Raw genomic sequence first — 19,853 nt, forward strand, 5'->3', positions numbered from 1 at the left:
GACACCACCTCGCTGCCTGAACGAGATCTAACAACCGAAAGAATGCTAGCAGATTGAAAAGTCTGCTGGCATTTTTGAACGAACTCTCAACCTCGCTTGAATAGCTCCGACCATGGTTATCGCGCGCTAATTATACGTTCGCCACGAATCTTCAATGCCTTAACAACCTCCTCTATCGACTCAGAAATGATGTGACAATCCTCAAGTGTATCTGCTAAACCCCTCAACTCCTGGACGGACGAATCCAGCACCATCATCACATCCACGTCAGGAAACACAGGATCCTGCACCATTTCACAGCGCGCAATCCTATGGTTATTACCCACCAACTTCAGGAAACCACAAAGATCAACAATACACTCAGCTCGAAATAGAAAAACAGCCATGACACTCACCCTCATTTAGTATTTGTTTAAGCTCAATAGTACAGCATTCTATATCAAAAAATAAAACACTCATGACAGACAATATGCGTGGGCACAACACTACTAATATCATTGTGCTCCCCACCCCCTTTGCATCGCACCCAGTTCGAAATACAACTCCCAGCCGTCAATTCAATTGCCACAACCTGTTTTGGCATTATGAAAAGCTGAGGGCAATCTTCGAGATTTTTTTGTAGGTGCTTTTCCGGATATGTTTTTTAATATTATAAAAAGCTGAGAGGAGTCTCTTCTTTTTGACGATCGATTGTCGTAAGTAGGAAAATTCCCGCATCGAATCCGGGCACATGACTCTGCAGCCGGTTGCCACCGACCTGGTCGAACTGCTGCGCAGCACCTTGCGCGTATTCGAAGGTAACGCGCGGATCAAGGGCTTGCACCTGCAAGGCGAGCTGCCAGCGGGCGCGCTGTGGGTTCTGGCTGACCCGTTACGGTTCAAGCAGATCCTCTCCAACCTGTTGAGCAATGCCATCAAGTTCACCGATCGTGGCGACGTAATGGCCCGCCTCACGTTCAAACCCTCGAGCACAGGCGACACTGCGCTGATCGAGCTGGGCGTGACCGACACCGGTATCGGCATTGCCGGTCAGGATCAGGCCAGGCTGTTCAACACCTTCACCCAGGCCTCAGGCCCACGGGCGAGCCAAGGCGCTGGCCTGGGCCTGGTGATCAGCCGGACCCTGACCGAACTCATGGGGGGCAGGCTGGATCTGCAAAGTGTGGAAGGGGTCGGCACCCGTGTGCTCGTCCAGTTGCCGCTGCCACTGAGTGCACCACCCGCCCCCGTGGAACACCCTGCAGTCGTCGACAAAGCCGGAAGCGGGCCACTGAATGTCCTGGTGGTCGATGACTACCCTGCCAACCTGCTGCTGCTGGAAAAACAGCTGCACAGCCTCGGTCACCAGGTGACGCTGGCCGAGAATGGCGAATCGGCGCTGGCCTTGTGGCAAGCACACGCCTTTGACCTGGTCATCACTGACTGCAGCATGCCGGTGATGGACGGCCATGAGTTGGCCCGCAAGGTTCGCCAGTTCGAGCAAGAGCGCGGGCTACCCGCCTGCAACATTCTGGGCGTCACCGCCAATGCCCAGGCCGAAGAGCGTCAACGTTGCCTGGAGAGCGGCATGGACGACTGCCTGTTCAAGCCCATCGGGCTGCAGACACTAAAGGCGCACCTACCACAGGCCCGAACCGCCGCACATGCAGCTGCACCAAGAGACAGTGGTTTCGACCTGAACGAACTGCACCAACTGACCCAGAATGACCAGCAGCTGACCAAGCGCCTGCTCGAACAACTCACGCAAAGTGCCAGCGAGGACCTGGCCGCCCTGCAAGCCCTGGATGCCGCCAGCGACCGCGAGGCGCTGCGCACCCTCGCTCATCGCATCAAAGGGGGCGCCAAGATGCTTCGGGTGCGCGGGGTAGTCAAGGATTGCGAAGCCATTGAACAAGCCCATGCCCAGGGACTACCGACAGACACCCTGCACCTGCAGCTGGAAGCGAGCCTGCAGGCCTTGTTGAGGGAACTGGGCGACTCCCTCAGTGCAATTGCAGCGTCGAATTGATCTGGCTGATGGCGTCGACCACGTGACGGGAACCCTGCTGGATTTCCATGATCACCGTTCCCGCCTCGTTGGCCAGGGCAACGCCACGCCCGGTGCGGGACAGGCTCGACTGCATGCTGGCCACGGCAGTCAGCGACAGGTCGTGGTTCTGGCGCACCACATCGACGATTTCCAGCGTCGCCTTGCTGGTGCGCGCGGCCAGGCTACGCACTTCATCGGCCACCACGGCAAAGCCACGGCCATGCTCACCGGCCCGGGCCGCCTCGATGGCCGCATTCAACGCCAACAGGTTGGTCTGGTCGGCGATGCCGCGGATGGTCAGCACGATCTGCCCGATCACATCCGACTGTTTGCTCACCGCATCGATACTGCGCGCGGCGTCATTGAGCTCCTGGGAAATCTGCTCGATGACCGCCACCGTCTGCTGCACCACCTCGGTCCCCTTGCGTGCGCAGGCATCGGTCTGCACCGAACTGGCATGGGCCGCATCGGCGGCGCTCTGTTGGGTGCTGACCTGCGCGGTTATGTCGCTGGCGAACTTGACCACCTTGTACAAGCGCCCTTTGCTGTCGAAGATCGGGTTGTACGAGGCCTCCAGGTACACCGTCTGGCCCTGCTTGTTGATCCGCTCGAAGCGGTGCGAGTGATATTCGCCGCGATTGAGGGAAGCCCAGAACTCGCGGTATGCGCCGGATTCGCGTTCATGGGGCTGGCAGAACAGCCCATGGTGACGCCCCACCACTTCTTCCAGGCGATAGCCCATGGTCGCGAGAAAATTCTGGTTGGCCTTGATCACCCGCCCCTGTGGCGTGAACTCGACCACGGCCATGGACCGACCAATGGCCTTGAGCAGGCTTTCACTCTCGTGCTCGTCCTTTACCCGCTGGCTGATATCGGCGGCCACCTTGATCACGCTGGTGACCTGCTGTTGCTCGTCGAACACTGGCATGTAGCTGGCCTCCAGCCAGACCTCGCGGCCTGCCTTGTCGACGCGCTCGAAGGTGCCGCTAATGGCCTTGCCCTGCCTCAATTCATGCCACAGTTGCTGGTACTCGGCGGTCTTGGCGTAGCCAGGGTCACAGAACAGGCGGTGGTGCTTGCCGCGCAGCTCGTCGACCTCGTAGCCCATGGCCTGGCAGAACTGCGCATTGGCATCAAGAATGGTACCGTCGGGGGCGAACTCGATCATGGCCATGCAGCGGCTGATCGCTGCGAGCTTGGCCTGGCTCTCGGCCAAGGCCTTGCGGGTACGCTGAATCTCGATCAAATCAGACTTGCGGTGGAAATCGAACATGGCGCCAGGATCCTTGATGCCCAAGTTTTTCTGAGCATAGATCGGCTTTGTTACCATGCAAGCGAATTGATATCACTTAGTGATTAACCAGTTAGCGACGGTTCCTGCAAAACCTCATGAACTCTCGCGCACCATCAGTTCAAAGCCCAGATCCTGCTGCTCGGTCGCTACTCGCTTGCCATCGAGCAGCGCCAGCAGTGCCTGGGCGGCGCCCCGACCAACGGCCGCCCGGGGGGTGCGAATGGAGGTCAGGCGCGGCACCATGTGCGCCGATGCGGGCAGGTCGTTGAAGCCGACCATGGCCACCTGGCTCGGCACTTTGATGCCTTGACGCAACGCCTGCAATACTGCGCCCTGGGCAAGGTCGTCGTTACAGAAGAAGATGCCGTCCACATCAGGCGCTTGCGCCAGAAGCTGGCTGAACAGTTCACTGCCCAAGGCAATGGAAGACGGTTGTGGCGCCAGTATCTCCAGCTCGGTGGCCTGCATGCCGGCGTCGGCAAGGGCCTGGCGGAAGCCTTCGGCGCGCTGCATCACCCGTGGGTCAAGCTGCGCGGCAATGAACGCCAGGCGCCGCCGCCCCCGCTCGATCAGGTGGGTTGCCGCGGCCCGCCCTGCCTGTTGCTGGGAAAAGCCCACCGACAACGCGCCAGCCTCACCGCCCAGCTCCATCATGTGCACGCAAGGCACGCCGCTGGCGGCCAGCATCTGCCGCGCTGCCTCGCTGCGGTCGAAACCAGTGAGCAGCATGCCGCAAGGCTGGTAGGCCAGGTAATTGCGGATCAGGTTCTCTTCTTCGTCGAGGTCGTAATGATAGTTGCCAATCAGTACCTCCAGCCCACGCGGGCGCATCACCTCGTGGATAGCCTCCAGGGTATCGATGAACAACTGGTTGGACAGCGACGGAATCAGCACCACCACCGATTGGCTGCGCGCCGACGCCAACGCCCGTGCCGCAGGGTTGGCGACGTAGCCCAGGGACGCGGCGGCGGCCATGACCTTCTCCACCAGCTCCGGGGCAACCGTGCTGACCCCGCGCAACGCGCGCGAAGCGGTGATCGGGGAAACCCCGGAAAGCCTGGCGACTTCAGCCAGCGTGGGACGACCTGTGGTGCGAGAGCCTGTGCGGGACATGGATGTTGTAATTTTACTACTTGCAGGAATGGGGAACGGCCACTAAGGTAGCGCTGTCTCAGGACGCAGGCAATGTAATCTTTGGTAGTGGCCACTGCAGCACGCTGCCAAGCGTCCATACTGCGTAAGGACAAGATCAATAACACCGGGGAGGTGGCGTTTCGTCAGCGACGAGACAGCGCTATCTCACCCCGCAGGAGGTACTGATGAATTCTTCCCTGTCCGCCATCGTGGTGATGGGCGTGGCCGGCTGCGGCAAAAGCTGCGTCGGTGAAGCCATTGCCAAGCGAAGCGGCGGTCGCCTGATCGAAGGCGACGCTTTCCACCCTGCCGAAAACATCCGCAAGATGAGTGCCGGCATCCCGCTGAACGATGATGACCGCGCCGGTTGGCTGGTGCGCCTGGGCCAGGAGCTGCAAGCAACGGTGAAGGCCGGCGAGCGGCCGATCCTCACCTGCTCCGCGCTCAAGCGCCGTTACCGCGATACCCTGCGCGCGGCGATGCCAGAACTGGTGTTCGTGTTCCTCGAACTCACCCCCGCAGAAGCGGAAAAACGCGTGCTCGCCCGCCCAGGCCACTTCATGCCGGCCAGCCTGATCGATAGCCAGTTCGCGGCTCTCGAGTCACCCCGGGGCGAACCCCTGACGCTGCCGCTGGACGCCACTCAACCGATTGCGATGCTCGCCGAAGCGGTCGACACCTGGCTAAAGCCGTGCGGTGAGCGGACCCTGGCGCGGCCTGCCTGAACCCGCGGTTTTTTCCGGCTCACAAAAGATAGCGCTGTCTCGACGCCTGACGGCGGCGAAAGTTCAATTAATGCTACGCCCAAAACAACGATAAGACCGAGGCATCAAAACCATGTTCGGACTGGCTACAGATACCTACCTGCTGCTCGACGCGCTGGTCACCATCGTCGGGCTGATCCTGCTGATCACCCATTTCAAGGTCCACCCCTTCGTCGCCCTGACCTTGGCCGCCGGTTTCCTCGGCCTGACATCCGGCATGCCGGTGGCCAAGGTGATGAAATCGTTCCAGGACGGTTTCGGTGGCGTGCTCGGCTTCGTCGGCATCGTCCTCGCCCTGGGCACGATGCTCGGCAAGCTGATGGCCGACTCCGGCGGCGCCGACCAGATCGCGCAAACCCTGATCCGCGCCTTCGGTAAGAAGAACGTGCATTGGGCGATGATGTTCGCCGCCTTCCTGGTCGGCATTCCGCTGTTCTTCGAGATCGGCTTCGTGCTGCTGATTCCGTTGGTGTTCATCGTCGCCCGGCGCTCTGGCGTGTCGCTGGTCAAGATCGGCATTCCGCTGCTGGCCGGCCTTTCGGTGGTGCATGGCCTGGTCCCGCCACACCCGGGCCCGCTGCTGGCGATCGGCATCTTCCACGCCGACATCGGCAAGACCATCTTCTATGGCCTGCTGGTGGCGCTGCCCACGGCGATCATCGCCGGCCCGCTGTTCGGTAACTTCATTTCCCGCTACATCCCCGGCAACCCGTCGCAGGAGCTGATGGACCAGATTGCCAAGGAGTCGGACCAGAGCAACCTGCCAAGCTTCACCATCACCCTGGTCACCGTGCTGCTGCCCGTGGCGCTGATGCTGCTCAAGACGTTCGCCGACGTGGTACTGCCGGCCGAGCACATCATCCGCCAGTGGATGGACTTGATTGGCCACCCGATCACCGCCCTGCTCGCCGCCCTGCTGCTGGCCTTCTACACCTTTGGTTCAGCCCGCGGTTTCAGCCGCCAGCAGATCATGAAAATGCTCGACCAGAGCCTGGCGCCGACTGCGGCGATCGTGCTGATCGTCGGTGCCGGTGGCGGCTTCAAGCAGATGCTGGTGGATACCGGCGTGGGCAACGTGATCGGGCAGATGGCCGTGCAGGCGGAAATTTCACCCATCATGCTGGCCTGGTTGGTGGCGGCGGTGATCCGCATCGCCACAGGTTCGGCGACCGTGGCGACCATTACCGGCGCCGGCATCGTCGCCCCGGTGATCGACCTGGTGCCAGGGGTCAACCGCGAGCTGCTGGTGCTGGCCACCGGCGCCGGCTCGCTGATCCTGTCCCACGTCAACGACGCTGGTTTCTGGCTGGTGAAGCAGTATTTCAACATGACGGTGGCTGAAACCTTCAAGACTTGGAGCATGATGGAGACCATCCTGTCGATCGTCGGCATTATCTTCATCATGGCGCTTTCGACGGTGGTATGACCGCTGATCGGGGTGATGGCACCGGAGCATCGCGGGTAGGGCCCAACCCAGGTATGAGCCCTATCCTACGCAAAGGAGTCTGCCATGCCCCGTTCAACCTTGCTGCTGCTTGCCCTGCTCACCTCGCCGCTGGCCCTGGCGGTCGGCTCCGGGCCCACCTACCCTGATGACCCGCACAACCCGGCACCTCAGCCGGGTGTCGACAGCACCTTGAACCCCATCGAGAAGCCCATGCCCAGGGATACCGACCCGCGCATCCAGGGCAATGACCCAGAAAGCCCACCGGCCAAGCAGAATGACAACCGCGACCTGCCGGGGATGGATGGCAGCGGTTCGGAAGGCACCGGCCGAGAAGGCGGGAACAATTCAGGCGGTAGTCAGCAATAGAAGCCCAGGGGCGCCCTGCGCCCCCGGCCTTACCACTGGCGTTTGTCAGGCCGTGTCAGCCCCAGCTTCTCGATGCGGTAACGCAGCATGTCCCGCGACAGGCCCAGCATTCGCGCCGACTTGGTGACATTCCAGTCGGTACGGTCCAGGGTCTTGCACACCAGGTCGCGCTCCATGTCTGGCAGGCTGGTACCCGGCTCCGGTTCATGCCTCGGTAGTTCGTACACGGTCGCCGTGGGCTGTGGCACCAGCGGCTCGTCGATCAAGGTCATGCACAGGTTCAGCTGGTGCGCCTGCACCACTTCATTGGGCGCAAGCAGGACGGTCTGCTCCAGCATGTTGCGCAGTTCACGAACGTTGCCCGGCCAGCTGTAGCTCAACATCAAGGCTTCGGCCTCGGCGCTGAAACGCAGGTTCGGCTTGCCGTAGCGGCGCCCGTGGTGCGCCAGGAAATGCCGGGCCAGCAACAGCACATCCTGGCCCCGGGCATAGAGCCGCGGCACTTTCAGGGCTATGATGCGCAGGCGGAAGAACAGGTCACGGCGGAACTTGCCCTGCTGCACCATCTGCTCAAGGTTGCAGTTGGTGGCGCTGATCACCCGCAGGTCAACCTTGCGTTCCTTGACCGCACCGATGCGGCGGATGCTGCGGTCTTCCAGCAACTTCAGCAGCTTGGCCTGCAACACCAGGTCCATCTCGCCGATCTCGTCGAGGAACAGCGTGCCACCATCGGCCGCTTCCACCAGGCCCACGCGACGCTCCTTGGCGTCGGTGAACGCGCCCTTCTCATGACCGAACAGCTCGGCCTCCAGCAGATTGGCCGGTATCGAGGCACAGTTGAATTCGATGAACGGCCCCTTGCTGCGCGAGCCGTCGAAATGCAGTGCGCGGGCAACCAGCTCCTTGCCGGTGCCGGTCTCGCCTTCGACCAAAACGGGCGGCAGGTCATCACTGGCCATGCGCCGCTCGGCGTCGAGCACCTGATGCAGCGTGTGCTTGAGGGTAAGCATCGCCGGCGATTCACCGATCAGTGCCTGCAACCCGGACTTCTGTGCCTCGCGCTCCTGGTAGAACGACAAGGTGCGCTCCATGCGCTCGGCCGCCAGGGCCTTTTCCAGGGTCAGCTTGAGCTCCGCCAGCACCACCGGTTTGGTCAGGTAGTGGAAAGCGCCCTCCTTCATGGCCTGCACGGCGTCTTCGACATTGCCGTAACCGGTCATCATGATCACCTTCAGGTCCGGCGCCTGCTCCACCAGGGTGCGCAGCAGGTCGTGCCCGCTCATGCCCGGCAGCGAGTTGTCGGTCAGTACCGCATCGGGCTGGGCCCGCTTGATTTGCTCCAGCGCCAGCTCCGCGCTGTGGCAGAGCGTTACCTCGAAGCCCTTGAGGCTGAGGTAGGTGCGAATGTTGTCGCCGAGGATTTCGTCATCCTCAACTACCAGGATGCTGTGCTCCATGGTCCCCTCCCGCTGCGATATTGAAAGTGAGGCTGACGCGGGTTCCTTCCTCTTCACGGCTGCTCAGGCTGACCGAGCCGCCGAACCGTTCCATGATCCGCTTGACCAGGGCCAGGCCCACGCCGAGGCCACCCTGCTTGGTGGTGAAGAATGGCTTGAACACCATTCTTTCCTGCTGTTGGCTCATGCCCTTGCCGGTGTCGCTGAGCAGCAGCTGCGCGCGCAGGCCATCCTGCACGCTGACCTGCGCATGCAGGACGCCGCCCTTGGGCATGGCTTCCAGGGCATTGGAAAACAGGCTGTTGAGAATCTGCGTCAATTGCAGGGACTGGCTGGCCACCCACTGTGCCTGCGGCCCCTCGAAGCTGAAGCGCACGCCGTTGCGCTCGATCTGCTGGGCAAAGGCCTGGTGGGTATCTTCGATGGCCGCCACCAGATCTACCGCCTCGGCGGTATCGCTGGCCGGGCGCAGCGACACCAGCAACTCACGCACCCAGCGCGACATGCGGTCGACCTGGGTGATGATGTCATTGATGTTCTTCTGCGCCAGCGGGCTGGCTATTTCCTCGGCCAGCTCGGCGCTGGAGCGGATGTTGGCCAGCGGGTTGCGCAAGCTATGGGCCACGGCCGAAGACATCTCGCCCAATGCCACGTAGGTTTCGCTGGCCACCAGCCGGTCCTGCTGCTGCTGCAGCATGTGCGCGGCCCGGCGCACGATCCAGAACAGGCCGAAGTAGATCAGCGCCCCGCCCACCAGGGTCGAGGTCCAGATCAGTACGTAACCGCGCTGGATACGCCGCACAAGGTCCTGCGGCTCCTTGTAGATCTCGACCATGGCCATGACCTGCTCGCCCTGGCTGTCGAACAAAGGGATGTAGTTCTCGATGAACAGGTACTTGGGCTCGCGCAGGAATTTCTGCTCTTCACGGCCTTCTACAACCCTGTGGTAGCTGGCCGACACCACCTTGCGCGAGCTGAAGGCGCGGTTCAGGCCACCGTCGTTTTCAATGCGCTTGCCAATCAGTTCAGGGTTGGTGGACCAGACGATGCTGCGGTCACGGGCATAGACAATGGCCAGCAAGGTATCAGGCAAGTGCTCGACGTGGTCGAGAAACTCGGCCCGGGTCGACTCGGCCAGGGCCGGGCTGACCTGCAGGTGCTGTTGATCCAGGCGCGGGTTGAGCAGTTCGCCCATGGTGGTGCCGGGGGGTAGCTGCGAATGACGCACTTCGGCCAGGGCCAGCGACTGGATGAACTGGGCAGTAAGCATGGCATCACGCTGGACGCTGTCGCGGACCACGAAGCGGGTCGACACGTAGCCCAGGCCACCGGCCACTGCGGTGATGATCAGCAGACTGATCACCGAGAACCAGCGCAGCAGGTTGAACTCGTGAAGCGGCACGGCAAGGCTGCTGCTGGGCAGTGCGGCGGGCTTAACGGGAACATCTTCATCCAGCATCTGCATCGCGTCGTTCCCTTGCAGGGAGTCCGTTCAGAAGGTGATCACCGATTGCTACCGATAGTAGCAAAATGATGACACTCCACCAGGGCAGCTTCTGCCGCCTTTGTCGCGCGTTACCTGCTGCGAGTACCTGCAAGAACTCAGCCACGCCCGCCAGCCAATCGTCATATCCATATAAATCAACTATTTACAGAGGATTCATGGTTTCTATTCGAGGTTGGCTCCCCACATTTGGGTACTCAGTACCCAAAAATCAATAATTCCATTTAGATCAGATACCTATACCGTAGTGGTGATTTTAATTGTCATGAACGCATCAGCCGGAAACACAGCGAGACCCGCGTGCCATGGCCCTGACTGCTGCTCAGCCGGACCGAACCGCCAAAGCGTTCCATGATGCGTTTGACCAGTACCAGCCCCACACCCAGCCCTCCTTGCTTGGTGCTGAAAAATGGCCTGAATGCCAAGCGCTGCTGCTTTTCGTTCATGCCTTTGCCGCTGTCGGCCAGGCGCAAGGTCAGGCTGCGCCGATCGCGCTTGACCACCTCGATACGCAACCGCCCGCCCTGCTCCATCGCCTCCAGGGCATTGGCGATCAGGCTGTTGAAGATCTGCGCGAGCAACGCCGGGTGGCTGAGCACCTGCACCGGCGGTAACGGTTGCAGGTCCAGGGTTACCCCGCTGCGGGCCAGCGGCATGGCGAAACCTTGCAGGCTCTCCTGCAGGACCTGAGGCAAGTCGACCGGCACCGCTTCGTCATTCAGTGGCCGCAACGATTGCAGCAGCTGGCGAATCCACTGCGACATGCGGTCTACCTGGCTGATGATGTCATTGATGTTGCGTTGCGCCGGGCCTTCATCGAAGGCCTGGGCCAGCTCGGCGCTGGAGCGGATGCTGGCCAGCGGGTTGCGCAGGCTGTGCGCGACCGCCGAAGACACTTCGCCAAGGGCCACGTAGGTCTCGCTGTTGATCAGCCGTTTCTGTTGCACTGCCATCACCCGCGCGGCACGGCGCATGATGCCGTAAAGGCCGATGTAGACCAGCGCGGCACCAACGGTGATGGCCAGCCAGATCAGAATCAGCCCGTGCTCGATACGCACGATGAGGTCGTGGGGTTCCTTGTAGATTTCCACCATCGCCGTGACGCTATCGCCGTCAGCATCGAACAAGGGGATGTAGTTTTCGATGACCAGTTGCTCCGGCGGGGTTACGAACTTCTGTTCGGTGCGGGCCTGTTCGAAATTGTGATAGCTGGCCGACACCCGCATCTTGTACTCGAAGGCCCGGTCCAGGTCATCATCGCTATTGATCAACTTGCCCATCAGGGCCGGGTTGGTCGACCAGATCACCGTGCGGTCCGGGGCATAGATGTTGGCCAGCAGTATGTCCGGCAGGTGGGCGATGTGGTCGAGAAACTCACCGCGGGCCTTGCGCCGCGCTTCCGGGTCGACGTCAGGCATGGCCGCACGGTCGGTACGTGGGTCGAGCAGTTCGCCCATGGTGCGCACATTGGGGATCGACACATGGCGCACTTCGGCGTCGGCGATCGAGGTGATGAACTGCGCGGTGAGCAAGGCATCGCGTTCGATGCTCTCATCGATGATGAAGCGGCTGGAAATCAGCCCCAACCCTGCGGCAACCGAAAGGATGATCGCCAGGCTCACCCAGGCGTACCAGCGCAACAGGTTGAACGGCCTGCGCGGAGTAGCGGCTTCGCTGCCCGCAGGCGCCTCGGGTGCTTCGGAACGGGGGGCGATGTCCATGGCGTACTCCACTGCAGGGCACCTTTTGAAAGGTTATAGCCCAGAGTTGGGTAACCATGGCATTGATTGGGGACGATTTGCGCCACTTTCGCGACGCAAGGCCCGTTCAGAGAGGTGAGTCATCGGCCAACCCCTGTAACCTGCGGTATTCGCGCAACACGTTTGGCACATAGCGACGAGTCTCGGCGAACGGCGGTACCGCGCCGCGCCGCCGCACGGCATCGGGGCCCGCGTTGTAGGCCGCCACGGCCAGGGTGATGTCATTGTCGAACAGGGTCAGCATGCGTCTGAGGTAGCGTGCCCCGCCCTGCACGTTGTCTTCGGGGTCAAGGATGTCTTCCACGCCCATCTCCTTGGCCGTGTCCGGCATCAGTTGCATCAGCCCCACCGCCCCGGCCGCCGAGCGGGCCTTCGGGTTGTAGCCAGATTCGGCCTTGATCAGTGCATGGAGCAGCGCCAGTGGCACATCGTAGTCGCGGGCCGCGGCCGCCACCAGTTCGGCATAAGGCCGCCCGGTGATCAACTGCGCACCGGCCGGGCCAGCCTGGGCAAGTGGCTCGCTGATCACCCGTTCGTAATGGCGTCCTGGCCGGTGGACGTTGCTCAGTACATAGCCACCCTTGGCATCGATGGAAATGTACATGTCGGCCTGGGCGCTTGCCGCCACCAGCCAGGTCACTACCAGGATCACCACACGCATGTCGGTCGCCTCCCCGCCGTGCCCCCCGATATGGGGGAAATGCCCCGGAAACCCGGGCTTTTCTGCTACGACGCAAGCACTGTGCCGCTTGCCATGGCGCATGGCGCAAGGCCCCGAGGCAGACGTGCACGGCTGTTGCATGTGGCTTGAAAAGCGTGTCCCCATGCAGCGGAGGGCTTCACCATGCAGCGCAGATCCAACCCCCAACGTGGCTTCACCCTGCTTGAACTCCTGGTGGTCCTGGTGGTGCTCGGTTTGTTGGCCGGTATCGTCGCGCCCAAGTATTTCAGCCAGCTCGGTCGCTCGGAAGCCAAGGTGGCGAAGGCGCAGATCGAAGGCCTGGGCAAGGCCCTGGACCTGTACCGCCTGGAGGTGGGCCACTACCCCACCAGCGAACAGGGCCTGCAGGCGCTGGTCGCCGCCCCCAGTGGCGAGTCGCACTGGACGGGGCCCTACCTGCAGAAGGCCGTGCCGCAGGACCCATGGGGCCGCGCTTACATCTATCGTCAGCCGGGTGAAAACGGCGGTGAGTACGACCTGCTGTCGATGGGCAAGGACGGCCAGCCCGGCGGCGATGGCGAGAACGCTGAAATCACCAGCTGGCAATGAGGAGACCTCACATGCGCTATAGCCTCAAGGCCCTCGGCAGACAGGGCATCGTGCAGCTGCAGGTCGACGCCGAGGATGCCGAACACGCGCGGCGCCAGGCCGAGAACCAGGGGCTGCGGGTGGTCAGCGTGCGCGGCAAGGGCAAAACCCTGGGTGGCCTGGCCTGGCGCCGCGCGGCGACATTCGACCTGGTGCTGTTCAGCCAGGAACTGACCACCCTGCTGCATGCCGGCCTGCCGCTGATCGATGCCCTGGAAAGCCTGGCGGAAAAATCCCCCGTCGGCGCCTCGCGCAAAGTCCTGACCGAACTGGTGCGCCAGCTCTATGAAGGCCACTCGCTCTCCCAGTCGTTGGCGCAGCAGCCACGGATTTTCCCGCCGCTGTACGTGGCGCTGGTGCAGTCCAGCGAGCGCACCGGCGCGCTGGGCGATGCCCTGGCTCGCTACATCGGCTATCGCCAGCGCCTGGACCTGGTCCGGCAGAAACTGGTGGGCGCTTCGGTCTACCCGTTGCTGCTGTTACTGGTCGGCGGTGGCGTGGTGCTGTTCCTGCTCGGCTATGTGGTGCCACGCTTCAGCCTGGTTTTCGAGGGCATGGGCAGCGAACTGCCCTGGATGTCCCGAGTACTGATGGACATCGGCCTGTTCCTGCATGCCCAGCAACTGCCGCTGGGGCTGGCCGTTGCGGGCGGCATCGGTACGCTGGTGGTACTGCGCCGCAACCCGCTGGTACGGCGCTGTGCATCACGGCAACTGCGGCGATTGCCGGCCCTGCATCAGCGCCTGGTGATGTATGAACTGGCCCGTTTCTACCGCTCGCTGGGCATCCTGCTGCAGGGCGGCATCCCGATTCTGACCGCCATGGGCATGGCTCACGGGCTGCTCGGCAGCGCTTCGGCTCAAGGTCTTGAACAGGCCAGCCGGCGCGTCGGTGAAGGGCTGCCGTTGTCGGATGCACTGGAAGCCGGGCAGTTGGTCACGCCCGTGTCGCTGCGGCTGCTGCGGGCGGGGGAACAATCGGGGAACCTGGGGGAAATGCTCGAACGCTGCGCGGATTTCCACGATCAGGAAATCGGCCGCTGGGTGGAGTGGTTCGTGAAATTGTTCGAGCCGCTGCTGATGACCTTCATCGGGCTGCTGATCGGGGTCATCGTGATCCTGATGTACATGCCGATCTTCGACCTGGCTTCGAGTATTCATTGATCGTCGGGGGTTTTGCAGCGCCTATGAGATTGAGCGCCGCGCGGGCGGCGCTCGATCCCATAGGCGCTACAAGGCTTAAGACGAATCAGTAGTCGAACCGATCCACCGCACGCCGCCGTTCGTTGTCATCGCGCCGGTCATAACCGGCGGTGGTCTGGATGTTGGCATGGTGTGCCAGCTTCTGCGCAATCGACAGGTCATGCTCTTCGATCACCCGGGTGATGAACGCCCGGCGAAAATCGTGGGGCATGATCTTCACACCCACCTGGGCGCCGCGCTGACGGGCGATGTAGTAGATCGCATGCTTGGTGATGCGGGCACGGGTGATGTGGTTGCCACGGCGAATGCGGTTGAACAGGAACGGGTCGTCCGACGCCCCTTCGGGCAACGCCTGCCGACGCAGGTCCAGCCATGCCTGCAGCTTCTCGAACGCCCAGGCCGGGGCGTACTTGATCAGCTGCCGGTTACCCTTGCCCGTGACCTGCAGGCTGCGCGCCTCGAAGTCGACCTGGCTGAGGTCGATGTCCACCGACTCCGACTTGCGCATGCCGGTACCGTAGAGCAAGGCGATGATCGCCGCATCGCGCACGCCCTGGGGCCGCGGGTCGGCCTCGCACAAGTCCATCAGTTCGCGGATCAGGCTACGCCGCAGGTTGCGCCCGGGCGGCAGGCGGCTACCGGACGCCGGCTTGACCTCACGGATACGCAACAGCTGCTCATGGTCAATCAGGCCTTGGCGCCACGCCTCGTTCATCACCCCGCGCACCGCGTTGACATACAGCGAGGAACTGTTCGGCGCATAACCATCGGCGCGCAATGCCGCCACCAGCGCAATCACATGGCCAGGCTCGAGCCGGTGCCACGGCACATCGACAAGGTTGCAGTCGACGAAGCCTAGCCGGTCGGCGGCATCCTGGAGAATGTAGCGCATGGTCTGCTGGCTGGAGGGTGCCAGCCGGGCCAGGTATTGCAGTAGCGGATTTTGCGAGAGGTCGGACAAAACGTGAATCCTGAAGCGAATCAAAGCGACGGCGCGCAATGGTACCGTAAACCGCGCCGATTGATCGAACGCAAGGCGTCCGGGGCGATCTGTGGTCTAGAGTTCAGACCAAGCCAACGCCAACGAGCCCCTATGGTTTTCCATCGCCTGACCCGTACTCACCCGCGCCTGAGCATCGCCGCACTGGTCGGCCTCCTCGGCGCCTGGCTGATACCTGCCGACGATACCGTGCAGCGAATCCTCGCCGGCTGGAACCTGGGCGTCTGGCTGTACCTGCTGCTGGTACTGTGGCTGACCTGGCGCGCCAGTCCCGACAAGGTGCGCAAGATCGCCCGGGTAGAGGACGAAAACGCCGGTCTGGTGTTGCTTACCGTGTGCATAGCCGCCATCGCCAGCCTGGCCGCCGTGACCCTGCAACTGGTTTCCAGCCGCGGCTTGCAAGGCAGCGCGCTGGCCCTGCACTACCTGTACACCGGGCTGACCGTGGCCGGCTCCTGGCTGCTGATCGGCTGCATCTTCAGCCTGCACTACGCCCGCCTGTTCTACACCGGCGAGCGCAATGCGCCGGCGTTGCGCTTTGCCGACGGTGAACGCAACCCGGATTACTGGGACTTCCACTACTTCTCGTTCACCATCAGCGTTGCCGTGCAGACCTCCGACATCGGCGTCGGCGGGCGCGGCATGCGCCGCGTAGTGCTGGCGCACTCACTGGTAGGCTTTGTGTTCAATACGGCGATTCTGGGTTTCACCATCAATATTGCGGCAGGTCTGCTCGGCTAGTATCCGCCTGGCGCAGGCGCCGATGCACTGGCAGGCGTGCTCCAGGCGCTCGGCGTCGAGCACCAGCCCCAAGCGTACATGCCCCGCAGCACTGGGGCCGAATGCATCGCCAGGCAAGAGTGATACTCCCTCCTCCCACAGCAAGCGCTGGGCGAAGGCCTGGGCGCTAAGCCCGGTGGCCCGGATATCGAGCATGACGAACATGCCGCCGGCCGGCCGATGGGCACGCAGTCCGGGGCAGTCCGCCAGGGCCGCACAGACCCGGTCGCGCCGCTGCCGATAGGCCTCGCGCATCGCGTGTACAGCCGGCAGGTCATGCTCCAGCGCCACACAGACGGCGGCCATGACAAACTCCGGCAGGCCGAACAGCATCGCAATGGCCAAGGTGGCGAGGTGCGCTATCAACGGTTGCGGGCCCACCACCCAACCCACGCGCCATCCGCTCATGGCGTGGGACTTGGACACGCTGTCGATCAGCACGCAGCGCTCGGCCATGCCCGGCAAGCCGAGCGGGTCTGCCGGTTCGCCGTCGAACAGCAGGCCGCTGTACACCTGGTCGCATACCAGCCACAGGTCATGATCGCGGCACAGCTGCGCCAGCAGCGCCATGTCCTGCGGCGAGATGGCGGCGCCGGTCGGGTTGTGTGGGGTGTTCAGCAGCAGGCCACGGGTACGCGGGGTGATCGCCCGGGCCACCGCCATCGGGTCAAGGCGAAAGCCCTGTTCCGGGCTGACAGGCACTTCAACGGGCTGTGCCCCGCAGGCGCCAAGGACGCCCTGATAGGTGACATACATGGGCTCGGCGACGATCACCTCGTCGCCGCGCTCGAACAGGCACTGGCAAACCGCGTACAGCGCGCACTGAGCACCGGCGAGGACCATCACCTGGTCGGCCGAGACTTGATCGCCCGTGTGCCGGGCAATCGCCTGGCGCAGGGCCAGGCTGCCATGCACGTCGCTATAGTGGGTTTCGCCACGCTGCAGACTGGCGATAGCCGCATCGACCACCGGCGCTGGCGTGTCGAAGTCCGGATCACCCATCGACAACAGGAAGATTTCGCGCCCCTCGCGGCGCAGTGCCTGAGCCTGGTAATGAATATCCCACGCCGCAACGGCTTCGCCGGCGATGCGTTGGGTGAGCGTGGAATAGCGCATGACTGTCTCCCTGTCTGCCCAGCTCGCACCGCTCGTCCGAAAACGCTGTGCGCCGAATGTGGATAAAAATAGCAGAGCGAATCGGCAACCATGCGGGCATCGTGCGGGGAAAACGTTTGCGTGGCCATTTGCCGCCAAACGGCATGCATGACAGGTGTGTGAACGCTGTCATGCATTCATACATTTGTCTTGTCCTGGGCCGAACATGGGCTGTGGCAGGTGCTATGGTTAGGTTCCCGGCAGCCGAGCGAACGGCGGTCGATCACCGCGTCCAGGCAAGGACAAGGAGGCTGGCTTGAACAAGATGACGTTCCCCAACGCCTGCCAGGTGATGCGCTGGCACTTCCATCCGCTGGGCTTCGAAGCCAGCATGGATGCACCGCGCAGCATGGTTGCACGGCTGTTCGACCGGGCCACGGGCGAGACCCTGCTGGCCATTGCCGGCATCCCCTGCACGGCGATCATGGCCGCAGCCGATGTCGAACGCATCATCGAGGCCGTGGAGGCCGAGATGGAAGCCTTTGCCCCACCCTTCACCCTGCTGGATGCGGGCTAGACAACCGCTTCGCTTTCTTCGTGCAACTCCTGCAACCTGCCCATGAATTGCTCGGCCGGCACCGGCTGACCGAGCAGATAGCCCTGCAGCGAATCACAGCCCAGGCGGGTCAGGAAGTCCTGCTGGCGGTTGGTTTCCACCCCTTCGGCCACGATGCGCAGGCCCAGTGCCTGGCCCAGGGCGACGATTGCCGAGACGATCGCCGCGTCGTCGCTGTCCTGCTCCAGGTCACGCACGAAACCACGGTCGATCTTCAGCTCGTTGGCCGGCAGGCGCTTGAGGTACATCAGGCTCGAATAGCCAGTGCCGAAGTCGTCGATCGACAGGTCCACGCCCATGTCGGAAAGCCGCTGCAGCACGCTCAGGCTGGCATCGGCGTCGTGCATGGCGGTGGTTTCGGTGATCTCCAGGGTCAGGCAGTTGGCCGGCAGGCCGTTCTGCTGCAGGGCGCGGGCAACACTGTCGACCAAACCGGCATGGCAGAACTGGATGGCCGACAGGTTGACCGCCATGCGCCAATCGCTGTGCCCTTGCTCGAGCCACTGGCGCATCTGCCGGCAGGCTTCATCCAGCACCCATTCACCGATCGGGATGATCAGGCCGGTCTTCTCCGCCAGGCCGATGAAGCGGTCCGGCAGCATCAGGCCGTGCTGTGGATGCTCCCAGCGCAGCAAGGCTTCGGCGCCGATCGGCGTGCAGGCCTGGGCGTCGAACTTGGGCTGGTAGTGCAGGCGGAACTGACGCTGCTCGAGGGCCGTCCGCAGGTCCTGCAACAACTGCAACTGTTGCCGGGCGTTGCTGTTCATCGACACGTCGAAGAAGCTGTAACCGTTCTTGCCGGCGCTCTTGGCGTGGTACATGGCAGCGTCGGCGTTGCGCAGCAGTTCGAGCTGGTCCTGGCCGTTGCCGGGGTACAGCACGATGCCCAGGCTGGCTGTGAGTTGCAGGTCGTGCTCGGCGACGCGGAAGGCGCGCGACACCAGGTTGACCTGCTTGACCGCCACATCCATGGCGTCTTCCTGTTCCTGCAGCTCCACCAGCAACACGAACTCGTCACCGCCGATGCGCGCCAAGGTGTCCTGGCTGTGCAGATGGCCACGCAGGCGGGCCGCCACGGCCTTGAGCAGCAGGTCGCCGACATGGTGACCAAAGGCGTCGTTGACCGGTTTGAAACCATCCAGGTCGATGAACATCAGCGCAAAGCAACCACCCTGCTCCGCCACCTTGCCAATCGCCTGATCGATGCGGTCGGACAGCAGTGTGCGGTTGGGCAGCCCGGTCAAGGTGTCGTGCAGCGCCAACTGAGTCAGCTCCTGGTTGGCCAGGGTCAACGAGTGGGCCAGCGCTGCCGTGCGTGCTTCAAGGCGCGCATCCAGCACCGACGTGAGCAACGCCACGGCCAGCACCGCCAAGGTGGTGATCAACACCAGATAGACCAGGCCATCGCCCTGCAGGCCGCTCATCATCGCGCCGCAGTAGCTGCCCTCGGGGAAATTCGCCGCGGCCATGCCGGTGTAATGCATGCCAACGATGGCAACGCCCATCACCATGGCCGCCAGGCCGCGGACTTGGCGCACGTAGGGGGTGTGCTGACGTAGGCGGAAGGCAATCCACAACGCGGCCGCCGAAGCACCTACCGCTATGGCCAGCGAGGCCCCGAACAAGGTCGGGTCATAGTCGATGCCGGGCAGCATGCGCAGCGCCGCCATGCCGGTGTAGTGCATGCAGGCGATGCCGGAGCCCATGATCAGGGCGCCGAAGGCCAGCTGCATCCGCGGCAGGCTTGGCTGGCTCACCAGCCACAGGGCGAAGCCGGAAGACAGTACGGCGATCACCAGCGACAATGCGGTCAGGCTGATGTCATAGCCCAGGGCGATAGGCAGGCTGAAGGCGAGCATGCCGATGAAGTGCATCGACCAGATGCCGATGCCCATGGCCAGCGCACCCCCGCCCATCCACAGGTGCACGGCACGGCCTTTGGCCGTGGCGATACGGCCAGTCAGGTCGAGGGCGGTGTAAGAAGCAAGGATGGCTACGCAGAGTGAAATCAGCACCAGCGCAGAGGAGTAACTACCGGTCAGCATTGGAAAATCCAGCTCGGAACAGGGGCCCGAAAAAACTGACGATTGTACTCA

16 protein-coding genes and 2 pseudogenes are annotated in these 19,853 nt (G+C 62.8%); 8 read left to right on the forward strand and 10 right to left on the reverse strand.

Annotated elements, in window-relative coordinates:
- Positions 1-709: 709 nt before the first annotated feature.
- A pseudogene (locus tag ACLEJU_RS07720) lies at positions 710-2,008 on the forward strand (response regulator); the annotation flags it as partial.
- Here the strand turns inward: ACLEJU_RS07720 and ACLEJU_RS07725 are convergent.
- The 3 genes and pseudogenes from ACLEJU_RS07725 to ACLEJU_RS07735 form a co-directional block, all read right to left on the reverse strand.
- The gene (locus tag ACLEJU_RS07725; RefSeq protein WP_371263259.1) at positions 1,983-2,477 is read right to left on the reverse strand and encodes a methyl-accepting chemotaxis protein; all 495 of its coding nucleotides are present in this window, start codon (positions 2,475-2,477) and stop codon (positions 1,983-1,985) included. The pseudogene ACLEJU_RS07720 and the gene ACLEJU_RS07725 overlap by 26 nt on opposite strands.
- 42 nt (positions 2,478-2,519) lie before the next feature.
- Positions 2,520-3,359 (reverse strand): annotated as a pseudogene (locus ACLEJU_RS07730) (PAS domain-containing protein); the annotation flags it as partial.
- 57 nt (positions 3,360-3,416) lie between these two features.
- Complete coding sequence (locus ACLEJU_RS07735; protein ID WP_435421461.1) at positions 3,417-4,436, reverse strand: LacI family DNA-binding transcriptional regulator; 1,020 nt, start codon at positions 4,434-4,436, stop codon at positions 3,417-3,419.
- 206 nt (positions 4,437-4,642) lie between these two features.
- Between ACLEJU_RS07735 and ACLEJU_RS07740 the strand changes: the two genes are divergently transcribed.
- The 3 genes from ACLEJU_RS07740 to ACLEJU_RS07750 all read left to right on the forward strand — a co-directional run bounded on the left by ACLEJU_RS07740 (position 4,643) and on the right by ACLEJU_RS07750 (position 7,034).
- Complete coding sequence (locus tag ACLEJU_RS07740; RefSeq protein WP_435421460.1) at positions 4,643-5,182, forward strand: gluconokinase; 540 nt, start codon at positions 4,643-4,645, stop codon at positions 5,180-5,182.
- A gap of 112 nt (positions 5,183-5,294) precedes the next feature.
- A complete protein-coding gene (locus ACLEJU_RS07745) occupies positions 5,295-6,647 on the forward strand; it encodes a GntP family permease (protein ID WP_103447493.1) in 1,353 nt (450 codons plus the stop codon).
- Positions 6,648-6,731: 84 nt separating this feature from the next.
- The gene (locus ACLEJU_RS07750; protein WP_435421459.1) at positions 6,732-7,034 is read left to right on the forward strand and encodes a hypothetical protein; all 303 of its coding nucleotides are present in this window, start codon (positions 6,732-6,734) and stop codon (positions 7,032-7,034) included.
- 29 nt (positions 7,035-7,063) lie between these two features.
- On the opposite strand, the gene ACLEJU_RS07755 is transcribed toward ACLEJU_RS07750, so the two are convergent.
- From ACLEJU_RS07755 to ACLEJU_RS07770, 4 genes are all read right to left on the reverse strand, one after another.
- Positions 7,064-8,491, reverse strand: coding sequence for a sigma-54-dependent transcriptional regulator (locus ACLEJU_RS07755; protein WP_435421458.1), 1,428 nt, complete (start codon positions 8,489-8,491; stop codon positions 7,064-7,066).
- Positions 8,466-9,956: a sensor histidine kinase gene (locus tag ACLEJU_RS07760; RefSeq protein ID WP_435421457.1), complete on the reverse strand. Its 1,491-nt coding sequence runs from the start codon at positions 9,954-9,956 to the stop codon at positions 8,466-8,468. The genes ACLEJU_RS07755 and ACLEJU_RS07760 overlap by 26 nt, the downstream gene beginning before the upstream one ends.
- Positions 9,957-10,258: 302 nt before the next feature.
- Entirely contained in the window at positions 10,259-11,716 is a 1,458-nt protein-coding gene (locus tag ACLEJU_RS07765; RefSeq protein WP_435421456.1) for a sensor histidine kinase, read from the reverse strand.
- Positions 11,717-11,822: 106 nt separating this feature from the next.
- Positions 11,823-12,416, reverse strand: a complete 594-nt coding sequence (locus tag ACLEJU_RS07770) for a lytic transglycosylase domain-containing protein (protein WP_435421455.1) — start codon at positions 12,414-12,416, stop codon at positions 11,823-11,825.
- 183 nt (positions 12,417-12,599) lie between these two features.
- On the opposite strand from ACLEJU_RS07770, the gene gspG reads away from it, so the two are divergent.
- Positions 12,600-13,025 (forward strand): type II secretion system major pseudopilin GspG, encoded by a 426-nt coding sequence (gene gspG, locus ACLEJU_RS07775; protein WP_435421454.1) that lies wholly within the window; start codon positions 12,600-12,602, stop codon positions 13,023-13,025.
- Positions 13,026-13,036: 11 nt separating this feature from the next.
- Positions 13,037-14,227 (forward strand): type II secretion system F family protein, encoded by a 1,191-nt coding sequence (locus ACLEJU_RS07780; RefSeq protein ID WP_435421453.1) that lies wholly within the window; start codon positions 13,037-13,039, stop codon positions 14,225-14,227.
- Between the two features lie 85 nt (positions 14,228-14,312).
- Here ACLEJU_RS07780 and ACLEJU_RS07785 read toward each other — a convergent pair whose 3' ends face one another.
- Positions 14,313-15,227, reverse strand: coding sequence for a site-specific integrase (locus ACLEJU_RS07785; protein WP_435421452.1), 915 nt, complete (start codon positions 15,225-15,227; stop codon positions 14,313-14,315).
- Between the two features lie 132 nt (positions 15,228-15,359).
- Between ACLEJU_RS07785 and ACLEJU_RS07790 the strand changes: the two genes are divergently transcribed.
- A complete protein-coding gene (locus tag ACLEJU_RS07790) occupies positions 15,360-16,007 on the forward strand; it encodes a DUF1345 domain-containing protein (RefSeq protein ID WP_435421451.1) in 648 nt (215 codons plus the stop codon).
- Here the strand turns inward: ACLEJU_RS07790 and ACLEJU_RS07795 are convergent.
- Positions 15,933-17,162: a pyridoxal phosphate-dependent aminotransferase gene (locus ACLEJU_RS07795; RefSeq protein WP_435421450.1), complete on the reverse strand. Its 1,230-nt coding sequence runs from the start codon at positions 17,160-17,162 to the stop codon at positions 15,933-15,935. The genes ACLEJU_RS07790 and ACLEJU_RS07795 overlap by 75 nt on opposite strands.
- 295 nt (positions 17,163-17,457) lie before the next feature.
- Between ACLEJU_RS07795 and ACLEJU_RS07800 the strand changes: the two genes are divergently transcribed.
- Positions 17,458-17,718, forward strand: coding sequence for a DUF1652 domain-containing protein (locus tag ACLEJU_RS07800; RefSeq protein WP_085678880.1), 261 nt, complete (start codon positions 17,458-17,460; stop codon positions 17,716-17,718).
- Here the strand turns inward: ACLEJU_RS07800 and ACLEJU_RS07805 are convergent.
- Positions 17,715-19,802, reverse strand: coding sequence for a putative bifunctional diguanylate cyclase/phosphodiesterase (locus ACLEJU_RS07805; RefSeq protein WP_435421449.1), 2,088 nt, complete (start codon positions 19,800-19,802; stop codon positions 17,715-17,717). The two genes, ACLEJU_RS07800 and ACLEJU_RS07805, sit on opposite strands and share 4 nt — an antisense overlap.
- Positions 19,803-19,853: the final 51 nt, after the last annotated feature.

Source organism: Pseudomonas sp. SMN11, assembly GCF_052041945.1.
Classification (GTDB): domain Bacteria; phylum Pseudomonadota; class Gammaproteobacteria; order Pseudomonadales; family Pseudomonadaceae; genus Aquipseudomonas.